Source organism: Streptomyces sp. NPDC058373, from assembly GCF_042723275.1.
Classification (GTDB): Bacteria; Actinomycetota; Actinomycetes; order Streptomycetales; family Streptomycetaceae; genus Streptomyces.
This window is the reverse complement of sequence record NZ_JBHXJE010000006.1, coordinates 1-15372: the sequence shown is the minus strand read 5'-3', so window position 1 is coordinate 15372 and position 15372 is coordinate 1. Positions and strand designations below refer to the sequence as shown.

Below are 15372 nucleotides of genomic sequence, written 5' to 3'. Positions count from 1 at the left end.
GGAGCGGTGACCGACAGCGACCGCCTCCTTCTGCGGTACCAGGCGCTGCTCGGCGCCGAGCCCCAGACGGTCTGGGTGATGTCGCCCGACGGGGTCGTCACCACGCTGGTGGGCGGCGGGGTGGAGGAGAAGCTGTGGCATCCCGACGGGGACGGCTCGTGGACGGACGCGGTCCATCCGAAGGACCGGGACTGGTTCCAGCGCCAGTGGCGCCGCGCCACCCGGCAGCGTTCCCCCGTGGACGCCATCGTGCGGCTGCGGGTGGAGGGTGACCCCGGCCGCCACCGGCACGTGCGGATCGTCGCCACACCCGTCCAGGACCACGCCGGAGAGGTGGAGTGGGTGGGCAGTGTCGCCGACGCCGAGGAGCACTGGCGCACCCGGACACGGGAGAAGCTGCTGGCCCGCATGGCCCCGGTACCGGCCGCCCGCGACCTCAGCGAGGCCTTCATGACGACCGCGGCCGCCGTCGTGCCCGAACTCGCCGACGCGGTCGCCATCTTCCTCCTGCCGAGCGAGACGGAGAGCGACTTCTGGCGTACGGGGAGCCCGTCGGCCGCGGCGTCGATCGAGCGCGTGGACCTCGCCCCCGGCCTGCCCGCCCTGTCTCCGCTGGGGCCGGATTTCCTCCTGGGGCCGGTCGCGCAACAGGCGATGCGCGAGCAGAAGGCGCAACTGCTGACCTTCCCCCGGGGGCAGCCGTCCGAGGAGGGGATGTCGCCCGCCTCCGGCCGGTGGCTGCGCGAGGCCGAGGCGACCAGCGTGGCGCTGGTGCCCGTCGTGGTGTCCGGGCGGACCGTCGCGCTGGCCGCCACCGCGACCTGCCGGGGCAACCCGCCCCCGGACGAGGGTGACCTCTGGCTGCTGCAGGAGGTGTTCCAGCAGATGAGCGGCCCCTTGCGGCGGACCATGGAGCTGCAGAGCGCCCGCGAGACGGCCCTCGCCCTGCAGCAGTCCTTCCTCGCCGCCCCGCCGTCCGTCGACGGCCTCGTCAGTACGGCGCTCTACCACCCGGCCGACTCGGACGCCGAGGTCGGCGGGGACTGGTACGACGCCGTCAAGCTCGGGCCGGACGCGCTCGCCCTCTCCATCGGCGACATCGTGGGCCACGACGTGGACGCGGCCACCGCCATGGGCCGCGTCAACAGCATGCTGCGGGCCCTCGCCTACGACAGCGGCCCCGACGTCAGCCCCGCCACCACCCTGAGCCGCCTGGACCGGATCGTGCAGGCGCTCGACAGCCCGTCGATGATCACGGCGGTCCACGCGATCCTGCGCCGCGAGACCGAGGGGGTCTGGCACATCACCTTGTCCAACGCCGGACATCCCCCGCCCCTGCTGATCCCGGCCGGGCAGCCCGCGCGGTACCTGCACGGCCTGACGACCGCGGACCCGCCGCTGTGCGTCGTCGACGCCTTCCCCCGCACCGACCTGCACGCGGTCCTGCGGGAGGGGGACGTCCTGGTGTTCTACACCGACGGGCTCGTGGAGACACCGGGCACCGACATCGGCCACAATCTCCGGCGCCTGCGCGAGCGGACCGACGAACTGGCCGGGCAGGGGGTGTCCGTGCCCGCCCTGGTCCAGGGATTCCTGCCGCCGGTCCAGAACCGCCTGGACGACATCGCCGTCATAGCTCTGCAGGCCCGGGCGGACCGGTGACGCCACGACGCCCCCACCGCGCACATGTCCCGGGGCTTCCCGGGACAGGCAGAGGAAGACGACCATCCTTGAGCGAAAGAGACGCCGCATGAACACCCCGCACCAGCGCCCGAGCACTCTCGTGACCTCGCGAGCCCACTCCGCCCGCGTCTACGACTACATCCTGGGCGGCAAGGACCACTACCCCGTGGACGCCGAGGCGGGCGACGTGATGTGCGAGCACTGGCCCGCCCTCCCCGTCCACATGCTGGAGAACCGGCGGTTCATGCACCGCGCGGCCCGTCATCTCGCCGAGGAGCACGGCATCCGCCAGTTCCTCGACGTCGGGACGGGCCTGCCGACCTCACCCAACCTGCACGAGGTGGTGCAGGAGGTCGCGCCTCAGTCGCACGTGGTCTACGTCGACAACGACCCCATCGTCCTGGCCCACGCCCGCGCCCTGCTGCGGAGCACGCCCGAGGGCGCCACCGCCTACGTGGACGCGGACATGCACGACCCGGACGCCATTCTGGACAGCCCCGAGTTCCGCGACCTCATCGACCTGGACCGGCCGGTCGGCCTGATGGTCATCGGCATCATGCACTTCATCCTGCCCCCGGACGACCGGCGCCTGGTCCAGCGGCTACTGGACCCGCTGCCGTCCGGCAGCTGTCTGGCGATGACCATCGGCACCGCGGACTTCGCCCCCGAGGAGGTCGACCGGGTGGCGGCGGAGTACCGGCAGCAGGGCATGCCGATGGTGCTGCGCGACCTGGAGACCGCCACCTCCTTCTTCGACGGGATGGACCTGCTGGAACCGGGAGTCACCCAGGTCCACGCTTGGCGCCCCGGCCCCGAGCAGGAAGGCATCGAGAGCCGCGACATCGCCATGTACGGGGCGGTCGCCCGGAAGCGCTGACCCCACGCCGGGCCCCCGCCCCTCAGCCGCTGTCCGGCGCCCGCCCCGACACCGCCGAGGTCAGCCGGGCCGCCGCCCGCGCCAGGTCGTCCCGTACCCGGTCGGTGGCGTGCGGCGCGTAGTGGCGCTGCCAGGTGGTGGAGAGGGCGGCGACGGGGTGGCCGTGGTGGTCGAAGACGGCGGTGCCCAGGGAGCGCAGGCCCCCGGAGACGAGTTCGGTCTCCTCGGACCAGCCGCGGGCGCGGTCGGCGGCGAGCAGACCGAGGAGTTCGGTGAGCGAGCGCGGGCCCCGGCCGGTGCGGGTGATGAGGTCGCCGGGGCGCGGATAGAGGGCGCGGACCTGCGCCTCGGGGAGGTGGGCGAGGATCGCGCGGCCGCTGGCGGTCAGGTGGGCCGGGAGGCGGACCCCGATGTCGGTGACGAGGGCGGTGTCGGCGGCGGCGGACGCGGCGGACGGCCGCTCCTTCAGCAGGTAGACGGTCTCGGCGCCGTAGACCACCCCGAGGTGCACGGTCTGTCCGAGCCGTGCCGCGAGCCGCCGCACCACCGGCTGCGCGAGCCGTTCGAGGGGCTCGTGCCGCAGATAGGCCGACCCGATCTCGAAGGCGGAGACCCCGAGCCCGTACGCCCGCTCGCCCGGCAGATAGGTGACGAACCCGCGATCCGCCAGCACGCTGAGAATGTGGTACGCCGACGACCGGGGCATCCCCAACTCCCGCGCCAGCGTGGCCGCGCGCACCGGGCCGGTGCGCCCGGCGAGGTGCAGCAGGATGTCGAGGGCGCGGGCGACGGCGGGGGAGGCGCTGGAGGAGGGGGGTGGGGGCAACGGGGCTCCGTGGTCGGCGGGGCTGGGCGGTCGGGGACCAGCATGGCCGCCCCGGGCGCCGGGCGCACGGGCCGGGCCGTCGCGGACGTCCCTCAGCGCTCCCCCTCGCCCGGTGTGAGGACGGTCTCCCCGCCTCGCCCCGGAACCTCCGTCTCCCCCGTGGCAGAATCGCGGCGTTCACCCAGGCGGCGGAGGACAGGAAGCCGGTGCGAATCCGGCGCGGTCCCGCCACGGTGACCAGGCGCGGCGCGTACACGCGGGCGGGCCTGGGAGTCCGACACTGACCCGCCGCCTTTCCGCACTACCAGGGGACGCGGTCATCCCCCGGAGAGGCACGGTCATGTCCGGACCCCGTCGCGCCCCGCGCGCGCTCGCCGCCACCGCGGCGCTCCTCCTCCCGCTCACCGCCTGCGGCGCCGGCGGCGACAGCCCGGCCGAGGCCAAGGGGGAAAAGGGCGGCAAGGGCTTCCCGTACACCGTCACCAACTGCGGGGTGAAGACCACCTTCGAGAAGGCGCCCGAGCGGGCCGTGACGATGAACCAGCACGTCACCGAGGTCATGCTCGCCCTCGGCCTGGAGGACCGGATGGTGGGCACCGCCTTCCTGGACGACAAGATCCTCCCCGAGTACCGCGCGGCCTACGACCAGATCGAGGTCGTCGCCGACGAGTACCCCTCGCACGAGAAGCTGATCGCCGCCGCCCCCGACTTCGTCTACGGCGGCTACCCGAGCGCCTTCGACAAGGGCGAGGGCCGCGACCGTTCCGCCCTGGTCGAGGACGGCATCGCCACCCGTCTCAACGTCGAGGGCTGCACCGAAGGACCGGTCGGCGTCAAGGAGCTGCGCAAGGAACTGCGCGAGGTGGCCCGGACGTTCGGCGTGCCCGAGCGGGCCGAGAAGCTGATAGCCGAGGAGAAGAAGCAGCTCGCGGCCACCGCCGAACGGCTCAAGGGCGCGAAGAAGCCCGCCGTCTTCGTCTTCGACAGCGGCGACAGCTCCGCCTTCACCGCCGGCGGCCACGGCATCGGCAACGACATCGTCACCCGCGCCGGCGGCCGCAACGTCTTCGCCGACCTCGACAAGTCCTTCGGCGACGTCTCCTGGGAGAAGGTCGTCGAGCGCCAGCCGGAGATCGCCGTCATCTACGACTACGGCGGCACGCCCGTCTCCGCCAAGAAGAAGCAGCTCCTGAACGACCCGGCGCTCAAGGACGTGCCGGCCGTCAAGAACAGGCGGTTCGCCGTCCTGCCGCTCTCCTCCGCCGTCCTCGGCCCACGCGTCCCCGACGCCGTGGACGAGCTGGCGGACCAGCTCCACCCCGACCGCGCCGCCCGGTAGGGCCCCGTGGTGACCGCCCTCGCGGACACCCCGGCGGCGGTCAAGTCCCGCCGCCGGGCCCTGCCGTACCCCGTCGTCCTGACCCTCCTCACCGGGCTGCTGCTCGTCGCGGGCGTCGCCGGGCTCGCCCTCGGCTCCGTCCGCATTCCGCCCGGCGAGGTGCTGGCCGCGCTCACCGGCAGCGAGCCGACGCCGCTGGCGCCGGTCATCTGGAACGTGCGGCTGCCGCGCGTGCTGCTCGCCGTCGTCGTCGGCGCGGGGCTCGCCGTCGCCGGTACGGTCCTCCAGGCGCTGGTCCGCAACCCGCTGGCCGACCCGTTCCTGCTCGGCGCCTCCTCGGGCGCCTCCACCGGGGCGGTCCTCGTCATCGTCGCGGGCGTCGGCACCGGCCTGCTCGGCACGGTCGCCCTGCCCGTCGCCGCCTTCACCGGCTCGATGGGCGCGCTGGTCGTCGTCTACGCGATGGCGCGGCGCGGCGGAACCATGACCACCGGCAGGCTCATCCTCGCCGGGGTCGCCGTGCAGTACATCCTCTCCGCGCTGACCAGCCTCGCCCTGGTGCTCTCCAGCAAGGCCGAGCACGCCCGCGCCATCCTCTTCTGGACCCTCGGCGGCCTCGGCGGCGCCCGCTGGGACGGCCTCTTCCTCCCGGCCGCCGTGCTGATCGTGGGGACCGCCCTGCTGCTCGCCCTCTCCAGGCCGCTCGACCTGCTCCTCGCCGGGGAGGAGGGCGCCACCGTCCTCGGCCTGGACACCCACCGGTTCCGCGCCGCCGCCTTCGTCCTCGCCTCCCTGGTGGTCGGCGTGCTGGTCGCGGTCAGCGGGGCGATCGGCTTCATCGGCCTGATGGTGCCGCACGCCGCCCGCCTGCTGGTCGGCGCCGGGCACCGCAGACTGCTGCCGGTCACCGCGCTCGGCGGCGCCCTCTTCCTCGTCGTCGCCGACCTGGTCGCCCGGACCGTCGCCTCGCCCGAGGAGATCCCCGTCGGCGTCGTCACCGCCCTCACCGGCGGCCCGTTCTTCCTCTGGCTGCTGCGGCGGTCCTCCCGCGGAGAAGGAATCGTCGGATGAGCCACCGCACCGCCCCCGCCCCCACCGACCCCGGATTCGGCGCCGCCCCGCCCGGCTCCCTGCGCGCCGAAGCGCTCGGCTACCGCCTCCCCCCGCCCGGCCGCGGCCGCGAGGGCGCCGTCCTCCTCGACGGCGTCGACCTGGAGGTGTCCCCCGGCGAGACCGTCGGCGTGGTCGGCCCCAACGGCAGCGGCAAGACCACCTTGCTGCGCTGCGTCTACGGCACCCTCACCGCCACCTCCGGCCGCCTCCTCCTCGACGGGCAGGACGCGGCCGGGCTGAGCGCCAAGGAGCGGGCCCGCCTGGTCGCCGCCGTACCGCAGGACGCGACCGGCGCCTTCGGCCTCACCGTCCGCGAGACCGTCGCCATGGGGCACAGCCCGCACAAGCGGTTCTGGGAGGGCGACACCGCCGAGGACGCCGTCCAGGTGCGGGCCGCCCTGGAACGCGTCGGCGCCGCCCACCTCGCCGACCGCCGCCTGGACGAACTCTCCGGCGGCGAACGCCAACGCGCCCTGATCGCCCGCGCCCTCGTCCAGCGCCCCCGCATCCTCGCCCTGGACGAGCCCACCAACCACCTCGACATCCGCTACCAGCTGGACATCCTCCACCTGGCCCGCACCCTCCCCCCGACCGTCCTCGTCGTCCTCCACGACCTCAACCTCGCCGCCGCCTACTGCGACCGCCTCTACGTCCTCGCCGCCGGCCGCCTCGTCGCCACCGGCACCCCCACCGAAGTCCTCACCGAAGACCTCCTCCACGAGGTCTACGGCGTCCACACCCGCGTCGCCCCGCACCCGGTGACGGGGGCGCCGAACGTGGTCTACGTGCCGGAGTAGGCGGGGCGGGCGCCCCCGCACGCCGCGCGCGCCGGGCCGAAAGCCCGCCCGGCGCCGATGAGTTCCGCCCCCGGAGGCAGCCGGGTCCCTCCGCGGGTGAGGGCACTTCCCCGGAGTGAGGGCGCCCTGCCCGCTCTCGCCCGCATGGCGTCAATACCCGGCCGGTGGTGTCACTCCGTCGAGTGGGCGCGCGGTGGGCCACGCGATCACGGGGAACAGAAAGGGATCACCAGCTCACCGCACCCCCGGTGGCCCCCGCACAGGACGGACGACACACACCATGCCCGCTGACACCACCACCCCCCGCTACACCGTCCCCGGCCTCACGGTCGAGCAGGGCGGCAAACTCATCGACCTGCTGCGCCTGCGGCTGTACGCCCTCAACGACCTCCACCTGACGCTGAAGCACATCCACTGGAACGTGATCGGCCCGCACTTCATCGCGGTGCACGAGATGCTCGACCCGCAGGTCGACCGGGTCCGTGACATGGCCGACGACGTGGCCGAGCGGATCGCGGCGCTCGGCGGCGTCGCCAAGGGCACGCCCGGCGCGCTGGTCTCCGCCCGCACCTGGGAGGACTACAGCATCGGCCGGGGCGACGCCATCTCCCACCTCGGCGCCCTGGACGTCGTCTACACCGGGGTCGTCGAGGATGTCCGCAAGGCCGTCGCCCAGGCGGGCGAGATCGACCCGGCCACCGAGGACCTCCTCATCGAGCAGCTGCGCGACCTGGAGCAGTTCCAGTGGTTCGTCCGCGCCCACCTGGAGACCTCGGGCGGCTCGCTGCGTACCGCCGGAGCCTCCACCGAGGAGTCGGCCGCCGAGCGCGCCACCGACTGATCCGGCCGGGCGCGGGCAGGCGCGTCGGCACCCCAGCCGTGCCGGCGTGGCCCACGACGCCGCGACGAATCCGCAGACAGGAGGCCCCATGGCCCGCAGCTCCCGCCCGCCGACGGTGAACCGCGCGGGCGGCTGGCCGCTCCTGCTGGGCCTGCTGGTCCTCTGCTTCGCCGTCGCGGCCGTCGGCGGCCTCGCCGCGAGCGACGCGGGCGAGACCTACGCCTCCCTCGACCGCCCGGCCTGGGCCCCGCCCGCCTGGCTCTTCGGCCCGGTCTGGACGGTCCTGTACGTCACCATCGCCGTCGCCGGGTGGCTCGTCGCCCGCACCACCCACCGCGGCCGCCGCCGCGCCATGACGGCCTGGGGCGCGCAACTCGCCCTCAACCTCGCCTGGACACCCCTCTTCTTCGGCGCCGGCCAGTACGGTCTCGCCTTCGCCGACATCGCCCTGCTGGCCATGGCCATCGTCGCGACGATCCTGCTCTTCCTCCGGATCGACCGCAGGGCCGCCGCCCTCCTGCTGCCGTACCTGTGCTGGGTGGCGTTCGCGGGGGCGCTGAACTGGGCGATCTGGGTGAGCAACGAATGAGGGGGCACGGCCGCGAACGTATGACTGAATGATTCAGTCAGGCCATCATGGCCGAATGCTCGACGGGATGGTCCGGTCGGTCGACTCCGGGTTCCTCGTGCACAACGAGCGGACCTGCCCGCACCTGCTGCGGCTCTTCGCCGAACCCGCCTGCTGGAGATCGGCACCGGCTGGGGCGAACTCGCCCTGCGCGCCGCCGCCCGGGGCGCCGGCGAGGCGGTCGGGGACGCGCAGCTCGCCCGTTTCAAGGCCGATCCGGCCAGCAAGGGGCGGATCATGGACCGGGGGCCTGTGGTCCTGGACCCGCCACCCGAACCACTTCGGCGACTTCTGCGTCTGGTGGGGGCTGTTCCTGCTGGTCTGCGCGGACCCGGCGGTCGCCGGGGCCACGGTGGCCGCCCCGCTCGTCATGTCGTACCTGCTCATCTTCGGCAGCGGGAAGGCCCTGCTGGAGCGGCACATGGCCGAGCGCCCCGGGTACGCCGCCCACCGGGAGCGCGCCAGCGGGTTCTTCCCGCTGCCGCCCAGGCGGTAGGCGGCTCCGGGCGCCGGTCATTTGCCCCGGCGGGCGTACAGACCGATCACCGAGAGGGCGGCCCAGCCGACCGAGACCGCGAGGACCTTCGGACGGTACGCGCGGTCCAGGGTCGGGCCGAGCAGCAGGGCGTCGCCCAGGTCGGAGGCGATGCGTACGGCGGTGGCCGTACGCAGGGCAGGGCCCTCCGGGGCCGTGGCCATGGCGATCCCCACGGCCAGGTCGCGCCAGACCAGGGGACGGAGGCAGATCTCCGTCTCCCTCGCGACCCCGCCGTCCGGCGTGGTCAGGCCCGACGGGCGGGCCAGAAGGGCTGGGCGGGCGGTCACCAGGGCGCCGTACACGGCCGTGGCGGCGCCTACGGCGCGGAGCAAGGGGGTGTGCATCTCGACCTCCGGTCGGGGGTTCGCGTCACTGGGGCTTCGCCCCAGGCCTGCCCCCCCGGGTGCGCCCGCACCCTTGCGACGGGGCGAACGGGGTGGCCTCAAGCGCCGGCCGGGCTGACGAGACGGCCTCAGGCGCCGGACGGGCTGACGAGATGGCCTCAAGCGCCGGCCGGACTGGAACCGTGGCCTCAGGTGCCGGCCGGGCTCGGCGGCCCGTCCGTCCCTAGGGTGGAGCAATGTACATCTCGCCTCGCGTACTCGACGGCTCTCGGTGGCGCCGCCTCACGGTCGGCACGGTGTTGTGCCTCTTCATGGGGTTCTTCGGGGCGGTCCTCACGGTCGTCGCCATCCGCGAGCGCCTGGACGTGCTCGCACGTGTGGGGGTCGTGGCGGGAGCGGGGTCTGCCTTCGCGGTCGCCTGGTGGTGTGCCCGCTACTGGTACGCGGCGTACTGCGAGGGGCGGCGCGGGGAGCCGGTGCCGGAGCCCTCCCCCTGGCCGTGGCTGCTGCCCTGGGTCGTCGTGGTGGTGGCGCTCGCCGTCAGTGGTGTCCGCGATCTGAGCGACGGCGACAGCCAGGGGTGGTTCGCGGTCGGGCTCGCGGGGCTTCTCGGGCTGCCCGCGCTCGGCGGTCTCGTCGCGCTGCTGTACGGGAGGGCGCGCGACGGGGTCCGGGGGCGGCGGCGGGCGGCTCGCGTGCCGGAACTCCCGGCGGAGCCGCCGCGTCCGCGCCGTGACTGGGGGCCCGTCGGCTGACGCGGCCCCACTGGGCTCACTGCTTGCCGGTGCCGACCGGGTCGATCGTGACGTCCGAGGTGGAGTGGTCGGAGACGGGGACGTTGATCTTGGTCGGGATGGTCTTGGAGTGGGTCTCGTTGGGCGGGGTGACGACGAGCAGGGTGATGTCGACGCCGGAGCCGCCGGAGTCGTTGGCCGGGTAGTGGAGGGTGGCGCGGGTCGACTCGCCGGTCTTGAGGACGACGGTGGGGGTGGCGAGGTCGCTGCGGTTGGAGTTGATGCCGCCCGGGCCGCTGTCGGCCTTGAGGTCGACGCCCGGGAAGCCCTTGAGGAAGCAGGCGTCGCCGGTGTTCTTGAAGGCGATGTGCAGGGTGCCTTCGCCCATGCCGTGGGCGCTGCTGATGTCGAGGTCCGACGTCTCGCAGGGCCCGGTGTTGATCTGGCCGCCGCCGCTGCCCTCGGGCGCCTCCGAGGTGGCCGACTCGCCGCCGGTCGCCGCGTCCGTCCCGTCGGCCGCGCCGCCGTCGCCCGACGCCCCGTCCGACGAGGAGGAAGAGGAGGGCGAACCCGCGTCCGGCGCGCTCGCGGCGGCGTCGTCGTCGCCCTGGCAGGCGGTGAGGGAGAGGCCGGTGACGAGGGCCAGAGCGGCGAGGGTGATCTTCTGAGCGCGCATCGTTCTTCCTTAGCGGTCGTGACGTGTGCCCGGTACGAGCGAGCCTTGCTGATCATGTAGACCCACCCGGCCCGGTGGGCCGTTCCGCCCGACCGGCCCTTCATACATGTCTGTTACACGCAGACATTCCTGTTACAGGTGGCCGCCGGGCGTGTCGGGCCCTAGGCTCGCCGCATGCTGCGACTCGGTATCCCCGTCATCGGTGTCACGGACGTCCCCCGCGCGGTCGCCTTCTGGACGGCGGCCCTGAATCTGGTGGCGACGGAGGAATGGCGCTCCGACACGTGGCGGACGCTCTACCACGCCGACGGCTCGGGCCGGGCCCTCGCCGTGCTGTACAGCGAGTCCCCGCCCGAACCGCGCCCCCGCCTCCACCTGGACCTCTTCACCGACTCGGCCGAGGAGCAGCAGGCGGAGGTACGCCGCCTGGTCGGGCTCGGCGCGCGCACCGTCGACTGGGAGCTGTACCCGCCCGAGCCCGACTTCGTGGTCCTCGCCGACCCGGACGACAACATCTTCTGCGTGGTCGACCTGAGCCACGCACCCAGCGGCGGCGGCGGCGACCGGCCGTCCGGCTGACGCGTCAGGGCCGGTCCCCCTGCCCCAAGTCCACCTTCCACTCCGGCGCGGACCGGGTGGGGACCGGCCGTCCACCGGGTGCGTGAGGCGGGTCTTTCCTCGGTTTCGCGTACGGCGGCGAGCCGCCCGGCGACGCAGTCGACGCGCTGATCGCAGCCGGCGGCGCGGCCGACGAGCAACTGCCGGCCGCCGTCACCGACCAGGTGCCGGGGGTCAGGCGACCAAGGGCTGAGCGGCCCGCTCCCTGCCGGGAGTGGGCCCCGAGAGCCCGACCTCCGGGCAGTTTCCGGCCAGCAGGTCGTCCGCCCTGTACAGGGCTTCCTTGATGTCGCGAGTCCCGGTGGTGACGCACAGGGTGTAGGCGGCGTCCCCCAGGGCCCGCCGGTTGGCCGCCGTGTCGCACTCGAACTGTGAGATGCGTGCCTGGGCATAGCGGGACAGCAGCGTACGCAGGAGCTGGGGAAGAGGGGTGATCATGGGTGGCGGCCCTTTCTTCATGAGGCTGATCTCCGTATGTCCGCGTACGCGCTTCCCATGCTCACCCCGCCGCACCGGACGGAGACCGCCCCCGGCCGCCGGGGTGAGTGCTGTCACGCCGCCGGCCCACGTCAACCGGGGGAGGGCCCGGCGCCCGCCGGTCTGCCTCAGCCCGGGCCCCGCAGATGCGCACACCCCGGCTGCCCCGCCGGAAAGGGGATCCCCGTCTCCTCCGTGACCGCCGCGAAGAAGGCGCGGCCCTGGCCGCTCTGGCGGGAGGTGGTCCAGGTCAGGGTGAGGTCGTCCGGGAGGATGCGGTGCAGGGCCTCGCGGGCCAGGCCCTGGCCCTGCCAGGACGGGGCGACGGTGACCGAGTCGACGTGGCCGGTGCCGCAGGCGCGGCAGATCCGGAACTCGACCTTGCCGATCTCGCGGTCGGCGCTGTCCCGGACGACCAGTTCGCGGGGGCCCGCCGGATCCTCGCCCGAGGTGGCGTGGAAGGCGGGGGCGGCGTCGGGCTCGGGTCTGATGGAGCGGGGGTGTCGCGTCACGGGCGGCTCCCGGCCTCGGCCCGGAGGGGGCCCGTCTCCGGGGAATGTGGTGGGCACTTGCCGACCCAGGTGAGTTCTACATTACTGTAGAGATCCAGGCGGGCCAGGGCCGCGATCCGGGCCTGTTCCGCCGTGGCGCCACTCGCGCGGCGCACCTTCACAGCTTCGGACCGACGGAGTGCTTACGGCCACCGGGAGGCCCCCGGAAGGCCCCGTGCACCGCACGGCCCGTCCACATCCCGGCACCCGGGACCTTCTGACGGCGGCCACCCGGCCGTGGTCCCGGTGCCCCTCCGGTCCCGCATTCCGTCTGCGGGACCGCCGGCGGGGACCTCGATCACGACCAGGACGAGGTCCCCGTCGGCCTGCCCGGCCCCCTCCGCCTGTGCGGCCCCTCCGCCTGTGCGGCTGCCCTCAGGGCTCTCCCGCCCGTCCGGCCCGTCCGGCCCGTGACGCCGGACGGGCCCCTGGTGCGGGGCCCGTCACCGAGGGGTCAGACCAGGATCGGCACGGTCTCGGAGGCGTTGACGGACCAGTTGGTGACGATCGGCTTCTCGACGAGGGCCGGCTCGGGGAGCTTGAGCTGGGCGGGGTGGGGGTCGTCCTCGGTGGTGGCGATGATGACGTGCTCGAACTCCGTGCCGGAGTTCTCCTTGGTGGTCTTCGGGTTGATGCCGGTGTAGGCGACGGCGGAGCCGCTCAGCTTGATCGGGTCCTCCCCGCCCTGCCCGACGGGGGAGGCCACGCCCTCGGCGTTCGACCCGAAGGAGACGCTGGGCGTGTTGACGTCCAGGTAGCAGGTGATCCCCGACTTCGCCTTGGCGGTGACCTGGTAGTAGCCGCCGGCCTGGGACTTGGGGGTGAGCGTGAAGTCCAGGTCGTTGGTGCCGCAGGACTGCCCGTAGCCGTCCTTCTCCTGCTCACCGCTGCCGCTGCTCTCGCCGCCCTTGCTGCTCTGGGTCCCGGTGGCGGAGCCCGCTTCCTCCTCGCCGGAGTCACCGCCGCTGTCGGCGCCGCCGCCCTTGGCGGAATCGGCGGCGGAGGCGGCGGGCGCCGCGCCGTTGTCCTCGGGGCCGCAGGCGGTGGTGGTCACGGCGAGCGCGGCCACGGCGGTGGCGGCCAGGACGAGGCGGGCGGAACGGGTGGTGAGACGTGTACGCATCGTGATCTCCAGCGGCGTTCGAAGTGCGGTGTTTCCCTGCTGACGTCACGGACACTAGGGGCGGACCGGTGCCGAAATGATCCCCCGTTTGTCCGGGTCCTGTCTCAGCGGGAAGGTTGCCCTCCGGGGTGTGCGGATCGCGTGGTGACTGTCTGCCAGTTTCGCGACGGGGCCGCGACGGATGTGCGACGGGGTGGGGTGCGGGCTCCGGTCGGCGCTGCCCGGGCGGCCTTGCCGTCGTCTGCCCCCGGGGCGTACCGGCGGGCCCCCGCCCCTGATCGGCGGAGGTGTCCCCGCCATCCCCGCCCATCCCGGAGAATGGGAGCCGTCGGGTCGGACAACGGGAGGTGGCCGCATGGCCGAGGAGAACGCACAGGCCGGCAGGCGGCGCGGACAGGGCGAGCTGGAGGCACAGGTCCTCGCCGTGCTGCACACCGCGGACGAGCCCGTCTCGGCCGCCTGGGTCCGCGAACGCCTCGGCGGCGACCTCGCGTACACCACCGTCATGACCATCCTGTCGCGGCTCTGCGCCAAGAACGCCGTCACCCGCGAGCGCTCCGGACGCGCCTTCCTCTGGACGGCCGCCGCCGACGAGGCCGGGCTCGCCGCTCTGCGGATGCGCCGCGTCCTGGACGGCGAACGCGACCGCGACGCCGTCCTCACCAGCTTCGTCTCCTCACTCTCCGGCGACGACGAGCGTCTTCTGCGGGCCCTGCTGGAGAGCGCCCGGGGCGACACCGACGGCGGCTGACATGGGACTCTTCGTCTTCCTCCCGCTGATCCTGCCGCTCACCGCGCACCCCATAGCCCGCCTCGCCGAGCAGCACCTCCACCCGCGCACCGGCACCCGGCTGCTCGCCGCGCTCAGCCTGGTCCTCGCGGTGTGCAGCACCCTCTGCCTCGCCCTGCTCGTCGTCGCCGGGACGGCCCGCCTCCCGGGCAACCCGCTCCCCGACGCCTGGGCCGCCCCCGAGGTCCGCGCCGTCGTCCCCTACGACGAGGTGACCGGCAGCGCCGCCCTCCTCGCCCTCCTCGCCGCGCTCACCGCCTGCGCCCTCACCCTGGTCCGCGAGGCCCGGCTGCGCCTGCGCACCCGCCGCGCCCTGGCGGGGATGCCGGGGGCGCGCCCCGCCGTGCTGCCCGACCCCGAGCCGTACGCCTACGCCCTGCCCGGGCGGCCCGGCCGCATCGTCGTCTCCCGGGCCATGCTGGAGAGCCTCGACCCCGGTGAGCGGCACGCCCTGCTCGCCCACGAACAGGCCCACCTCGACGGGCGCCACCACCGGCTCCTGCTCGCCGTCCGCCTCGCCGCCTGCCTCAACCCGCTGCTGCGCCCGCTGCGCTCCGCCGTCGCCTACGGGGCCGAGCGCTGGGCCGACGAGGAGGCCGCCCTCGCCGTCGGCGACCGGCGCCTGACCGCCCGCGCCGTCGGCCGGGCGGCGCTCAGCTCCCGCGCCGGGCCGCGCCTCGGGCTGGCCTTCGCGGAGGCCGCGCCCGGGCCCGTACCGCGCCGGGTGGCGGCGCTGCTGGGGCCCGCCCCCTCGCCGCGGCGCCTGCCGCCCGCCATGACCCGGCCGGGGCTCGCCTTCCTCATGGCCACCACCGGGGCCGCGGCCTCCGCCGCCTCCTCGGCCAACGCGGCCCTGACCTTGCTGCTGGTGCTCAAGGCGGCTACGCCGCTGTAGGGCTGTCGTTTGTGCCCGCCCTCCATCCCGACCGTGCCGGTCACTGCCGGCCTCAGGCGCCGGCCGGGCTGGGGGTTGGCTGGGCGCCGCTTGGCCGTGCCGGTCACTGATTGGCCTCAATCGCCGGCCGGGCTGGGGTGTGGCTGTGCCGCGTCTTGCCCGTGCCGGTCACTGATTGGCCTCAAGCGCCGGCCGGGCTTGGGGGTCGCGGTTCGTTCGCCGGGTGGTGCGGGCGGGGCCGGGCCGGGGTACCTCCTCACAAACTGACAGCTCAAGGGTCAGTCGCTTCAAGGCGGCCGAGGTTGTCAGTTTGCTGCGGGGGCACCCCGGCCCGTCCCCGCCCTCCCGTCTCGTCGGCGACTATCCGCCGGTGGTGGGTAGGGGCCGTCACCGAGCAGTCCTTCGTCCGACAGGTGTGGCCGTCTGGGGTCCCTGTCGTGGAGCGGTGCGGTGGTTCTCCCATTCATCACCGTCACGGTGGCGGACCGAGCAATGGGGGACGGTCTGCCCGCCCACCGGCGG

At 74.1% G+C, this 15372-nt stretch carries 17 protein-coding genes, 1 pseudogene and 1 riboswitch; of the genes and pseudogenes, 12 read left to right on the top strand and 6 right to left on the bottom strand.

Annotated elements, in window-relative coordinates; all coding sequences use genetic code 11:
* Window positions 1-6 precede the first annotated feature (6 nt).
* Together ACFWMZ_RS05915 and ACFWMZ_RS05910 are read left to right on the top strand one after the other, a co-directional pair.
* Complete coding sequence (locus ACFWMZ_RS05915) at window positions 7-1662, top strand: SpoIIE family protein phosphatase (RefSeq protein WP_383178374.1); 1656 nt, start codon at window positions 7-9, stop codon at window positions 1660-1662.
* Window positions 1663-1750: 88 nt separating this feature from the next.
* Window positions 1751-2560 carry an SAM-dependent methyltransferase gene (locus ACFWMZ_RS05910; protein ID WP_383178377.1) on the top strand — a complete coding sequence of 270 codons (810 nt, stop codon included), beginning with the start codon at window positions 1751-1753 and terminating at the stop codon, window positions 2558-2560.
* A 22-nt stretch (window positions 2561-2582) separates the two neighbouring features.
* Here ACFWMZ_RS05910 and ACFWMZ_RS05905 read toward each other — a convergent pair whose 3' ends face one another.
* On the bottom strand, window positions 2583-3386 hold the full coding sequence (locus tag ACFWMZ_RS05905) for an IclR family transcriptional regulator (protein WP_383178380.1): 804 nt from the start codon (window positions 3384-3386) through the stop codon (window positions 2583-2585).
* 195 nt (window positions 3387-3581) lie between these two features.
* Window positions 3582-3669, top strand: a riboswitch (cobalamin riboswitch).
* A 57-nt stretch (window positions 3670-3726) separates the two neighbouring features.
* On the opposite strand from ACFWMZ_RS05905, the gene ACFWMZ_RS05900 reads away from it, so the two are divergent.
* From ACFWMZ_RS05900 to ACFWMZ_RS05875, 6 genes and pseudogenes are all read left to right on the top strand, one after another.
* Window positions 3727-4725 (top strand): ABC transporter substrate-binding protein, encoded by a 999-nt coding sequence (locus ACFWMZ_RS05900; RefSeq protein ID WP_383199697.1) that lies wholly within the window; start codon window positions 3727-3729, stop codon window positions 4723-4725.
* Between the two features lie 6 nt (window positions 4726-4731).
* Window positions 4732-5796 carry a FecCD family ABC transporter permease gene (locus tag ACFWMZ_RS05895; RefSeq protein WP_383178386.1) on the top strand — a complete coding sequence of 355 codons (1065 nt, stop codon included), beginning with the start codon at window positions 4732-4734 and terminating at the stop codon, window positions 5794-5796.
* Window positions 5793-6635 carry an ABC transporter ATP-binding protein gene (locus ACFWMZ_RS05890; protein ID WP_383178389.1) on the top strand — a complete coding sequence of 281 codons (843 nt, stop codon included), beginning with the start codon at window positions 5793-5795 and terminating at the stop codon, window positions 6633-6635. The genes ACFWMZ_RS05895 and ACFWMZ_RS05890 overlap by 4 nt, the downstream gene beginning before the upstream one ends.
* A gap of 280 nt (window positions 6636-6915) precedes the next feature.
* Window positions 6916-7476, top strand: a complete 561-nt coding sequence (dps, locus tag ACFWMZ_RS05885; protein WP_383178392.1) for a DNA starvation/stationary phase protection protein Dps — start codon at window positions 6916-6918, stop codon at window positions 7474-7476.
* An 88-nt stretch (window positions 7477-7564) separates the two neighbouring features.
* Window positions 7565-8065, top strand: coding sequence for a TspO/MBR family protein (locus ACFWMZ_RS05880; protein WP_383178395.1), 501 nt, complete (start codon window positions 7565-7567; stop codon window positions 8063-8065).
* A 207-nt stretch (window positions 8066-8272) separates the two neighbouring features.
* Window positions 8273-8600: pseudogene (locus ACFWMZ_RS05875) on the top strand (DUF1295 domain-containing protein); the annotation flags it as partial.
* 17 nt (window positions 8601-8617) lie between these two features.
* On the opposite strand, the gene ACFWMZ_RS05870 reads toward ACFWMZ_RS05875, so the two are convergent.
* Window positions 8618-8986: a hypothetical protein gene (locus tag ACFWMZ_RS05870; protein ID WP_383178398.1), complete on the bottom strand. Its 369-nt coding sequence runs from the start codon at window positions 8984-8986 to the stop codon at window positions 8618-8620.
* Window positions 8987-9222: 236 nt separating this feature from the next.
* Here ACFWMZ_RS05870 and ACFWMZ_RS05865 point away from each other — a divergent pair, with 236 nt between their 5' ends.
* Window positions 9223-9741, top strand: coding sequence for a hypothetical protein (locus tag ACFWMZ_RS05865; RefSeq protein ID WP_383178401.1), 519 nt, complete (start codon window positions 9223-9225; stop codon window positions 9739-9741).
* A gap of 16 nt (window positions 9742-9757) precedes the next feature.
* On the opposite strand, the gene ACFWMZ_RS05860 is transcribed toward ACFWMZ_RS05865, so the two are convergent.
* The gene (locus ACFWMZ_RS05860) at window positions 9758-10396 is read right to left on the bottom strand and encodes a DUF4232 domain-containing protein (RefSeq protein ID WP_383178404.1); all 639 of its coding nucleotides are present in this window, start codon (window positions 10394-10396) and stop codon (window positions 9758-9760) included.
* A 174-nt stretch (window positions 10397-10570) separates the two neighbouring features.
* Between ACFWMZ_RS05860 and ACFWMZ_RS05855 the strand changes: the two genes are divergently transcribed.
* On the top strand, window positions 10571-10975 hold the full coding sequence (locus tag ACFWMZ_RS05855; RefSeq protein WP_383178407.1) for a VOC family protein: 405 nt from the start codon (window positions 10571-10573) through the stop codon (window positions 10973-10975).
* A gap of 213 nt (window positions 10976-11188) precedes the next feature.
* Here the strand turns inward: ACFWMZ_RS05855 and ACFWMZ_RS05850 are convergent, their stop codons facing one another.
* The 3 genes from ACFWMZ_RS05850 to ACFWMZ_RS05840 form a co-directional block, all read right to left on the bottom strand.
* Window positions 11189-11452 carry a DUF5133 domain-containing protein gene (locus ACFWMZ_RS05850; RefSeq protein ID WP_383178410.1) on the bottom strand — a complete coding sequence of 88 codons (264 nt, stop codon included), beginning with the start codon at window positions 11450-11452 and terminating at the stop codon, window positions 11189-11191.
* Window positions 11453-11619: 167 nt separating this feature from the next.
* Entirely contained in the window at window positions 11620-12003 is a 384-nt protein-coding gene (locus ACFWMZ_RS05845; RefSeq protein WP_383178413.1) for a GNAT family N-acetyltransferase, read from the bottom strand.
* Between the two features lie 493 nt (window positions 12004-12496).
* Window positions 12497-13165: a hypothetical protein gene (locus ACFWMZ_RS05840; RefSeq protein ID WP_383199696.1), complete on the bottom strand. Its 669-nt coding sequence runs from the start codon at window positions 13163-13165 to the stop codon at window positions 12497-12499.
* A 355-nt stretch (window positions 13166-13520) separates the two neighbouring features.
* On the opposite strand from ACFWMZ_RS05840, the gene ACFWMZ_RS05835 reads away from it, so the two are divergent.
* Both ACFWMZ_RS05835 and ACFWMZ_RS05830 read left to right on the top strand, forming a co-directional pair.
* Window positions 13521-13916, top strand: a complete 396-nt coding sequence (locus ACFWMZ_RS05835) for a BlaI/MecI/CopY family transcriptional regulator (RefSeq protein WP_383178419.1) — start codon at window positions 13521-13523, stop codon at window positions 13914-13916.
* A 1-nt stretch (window position 13917) separates the two neighbouring features.
* Window positions 13918-14850: a M56 family metallopeptidase gene (locus tag ACFWMZ_RS05830; protein ID WP_383178422.1), complete on the top strand. Its 933-nt coding sequence runs from the start codon at window positions 13918-13920 to the stop codon at window positions 14848-14850.
* Window positions 14851-15372 lie beyond the last annotated feature (522 nt).

Bases quoted from the DNA above. Each gene is read 5' to 3' on its own strand.
- ACFWMZ_RS05910 (WP_383178377.1), top strand. From the start codon at position 1,751: ATGAACACCCCGCACCAGCGCCCGAGCACTCTCGTGACCTCGCGAGCC.
- ACFWMZ_RS05900 (WP_383199697.1), top strand. From the start codon at position 3,727: ATGTCCGGACCCCGTCGCGCCCCGCGCGCGCTCGCCGCCACCGCGGCG.
- ACFWMZ_RS05890 (WP_383178389.1), top strand. From the start codon at position 5,793: ATGAGCCACCGCACCGCCCCCGCCCCCACCGACCCCGGATTCGGCGCC.
- dps (WP_383178392.1), top strand. From the start codon at position 6,916: ATGCCCGCTGACACCACCACCCCCCGCTACACCGTCCCCGGCCTCACG.
- ACFWMZ_RS05880 (WP_383178395.1), top strand. From the start codon at position 7,565: ATGGCCCGCAGCTCCCGCCCGCCGACGGTGAACCGCGCGGGCGGCTGG.
- ACFWMZ_RS05870 (WP_383178398.1), bottom strand. From the start codon at position 8,986: ATGCACACCCCCTTGCTCCGCGCCGTAGGCGCCGCCACGGCCGTGTAC.
- ACFWMZ_RS05865 (WP_383178401.1), top strand. From the start codon at position 9,223: ATGTACATCTCGCCTCGCGTACTCGACGGCTCTCGGTGGCGCCGCCTC.
- ACFWMZ_RS05860 (WP_383178404.1), bottom strand. From the start codon at position 10,396: ATGCGCGCTCAGAAGATCACCCTCGCCGCTCTGGCCCTCGTCACCGGC.
- ACFWMZ_RS05855 (WP_383178407.1), top strand. From the start codon at position 10,571: ATGCTGCGACTCGGTATCCCCGTCATCGGTGTCACGGACGTCCCCCGC.
- ACFWMZ_RS05850 (WP_383178410.1), bottom strand. From the start codon at position 11,452: ATGATCACCCCTCTTCCCCAGCTCCTGCGTACGCTGCTGTCCCGCTAT.
- ACFWMZ_RS05840 (WP_383199696.1), bottom strand. From the start codon at position 13,165: ATGCGTACACGTCTCACCACCCGTTCCGCCCGCCTCGTCCTGGCCGCC.
- ACFWMZ_RS05835 (WP_383178419.1), top strand. From the start codon at position 13,521: ATGGCCGAGGAGAACGCACAGGCCGGCAGGCGGCGCGGACAGGGCGAG.
- ACFWMZ_RS05830 (WP_383178422.1), top strand. From the start codon at position 13,918: ATGGGACTCTTCGTCTTCCTCCCGCTGATCCTGCCGCTCACCGCGCAC.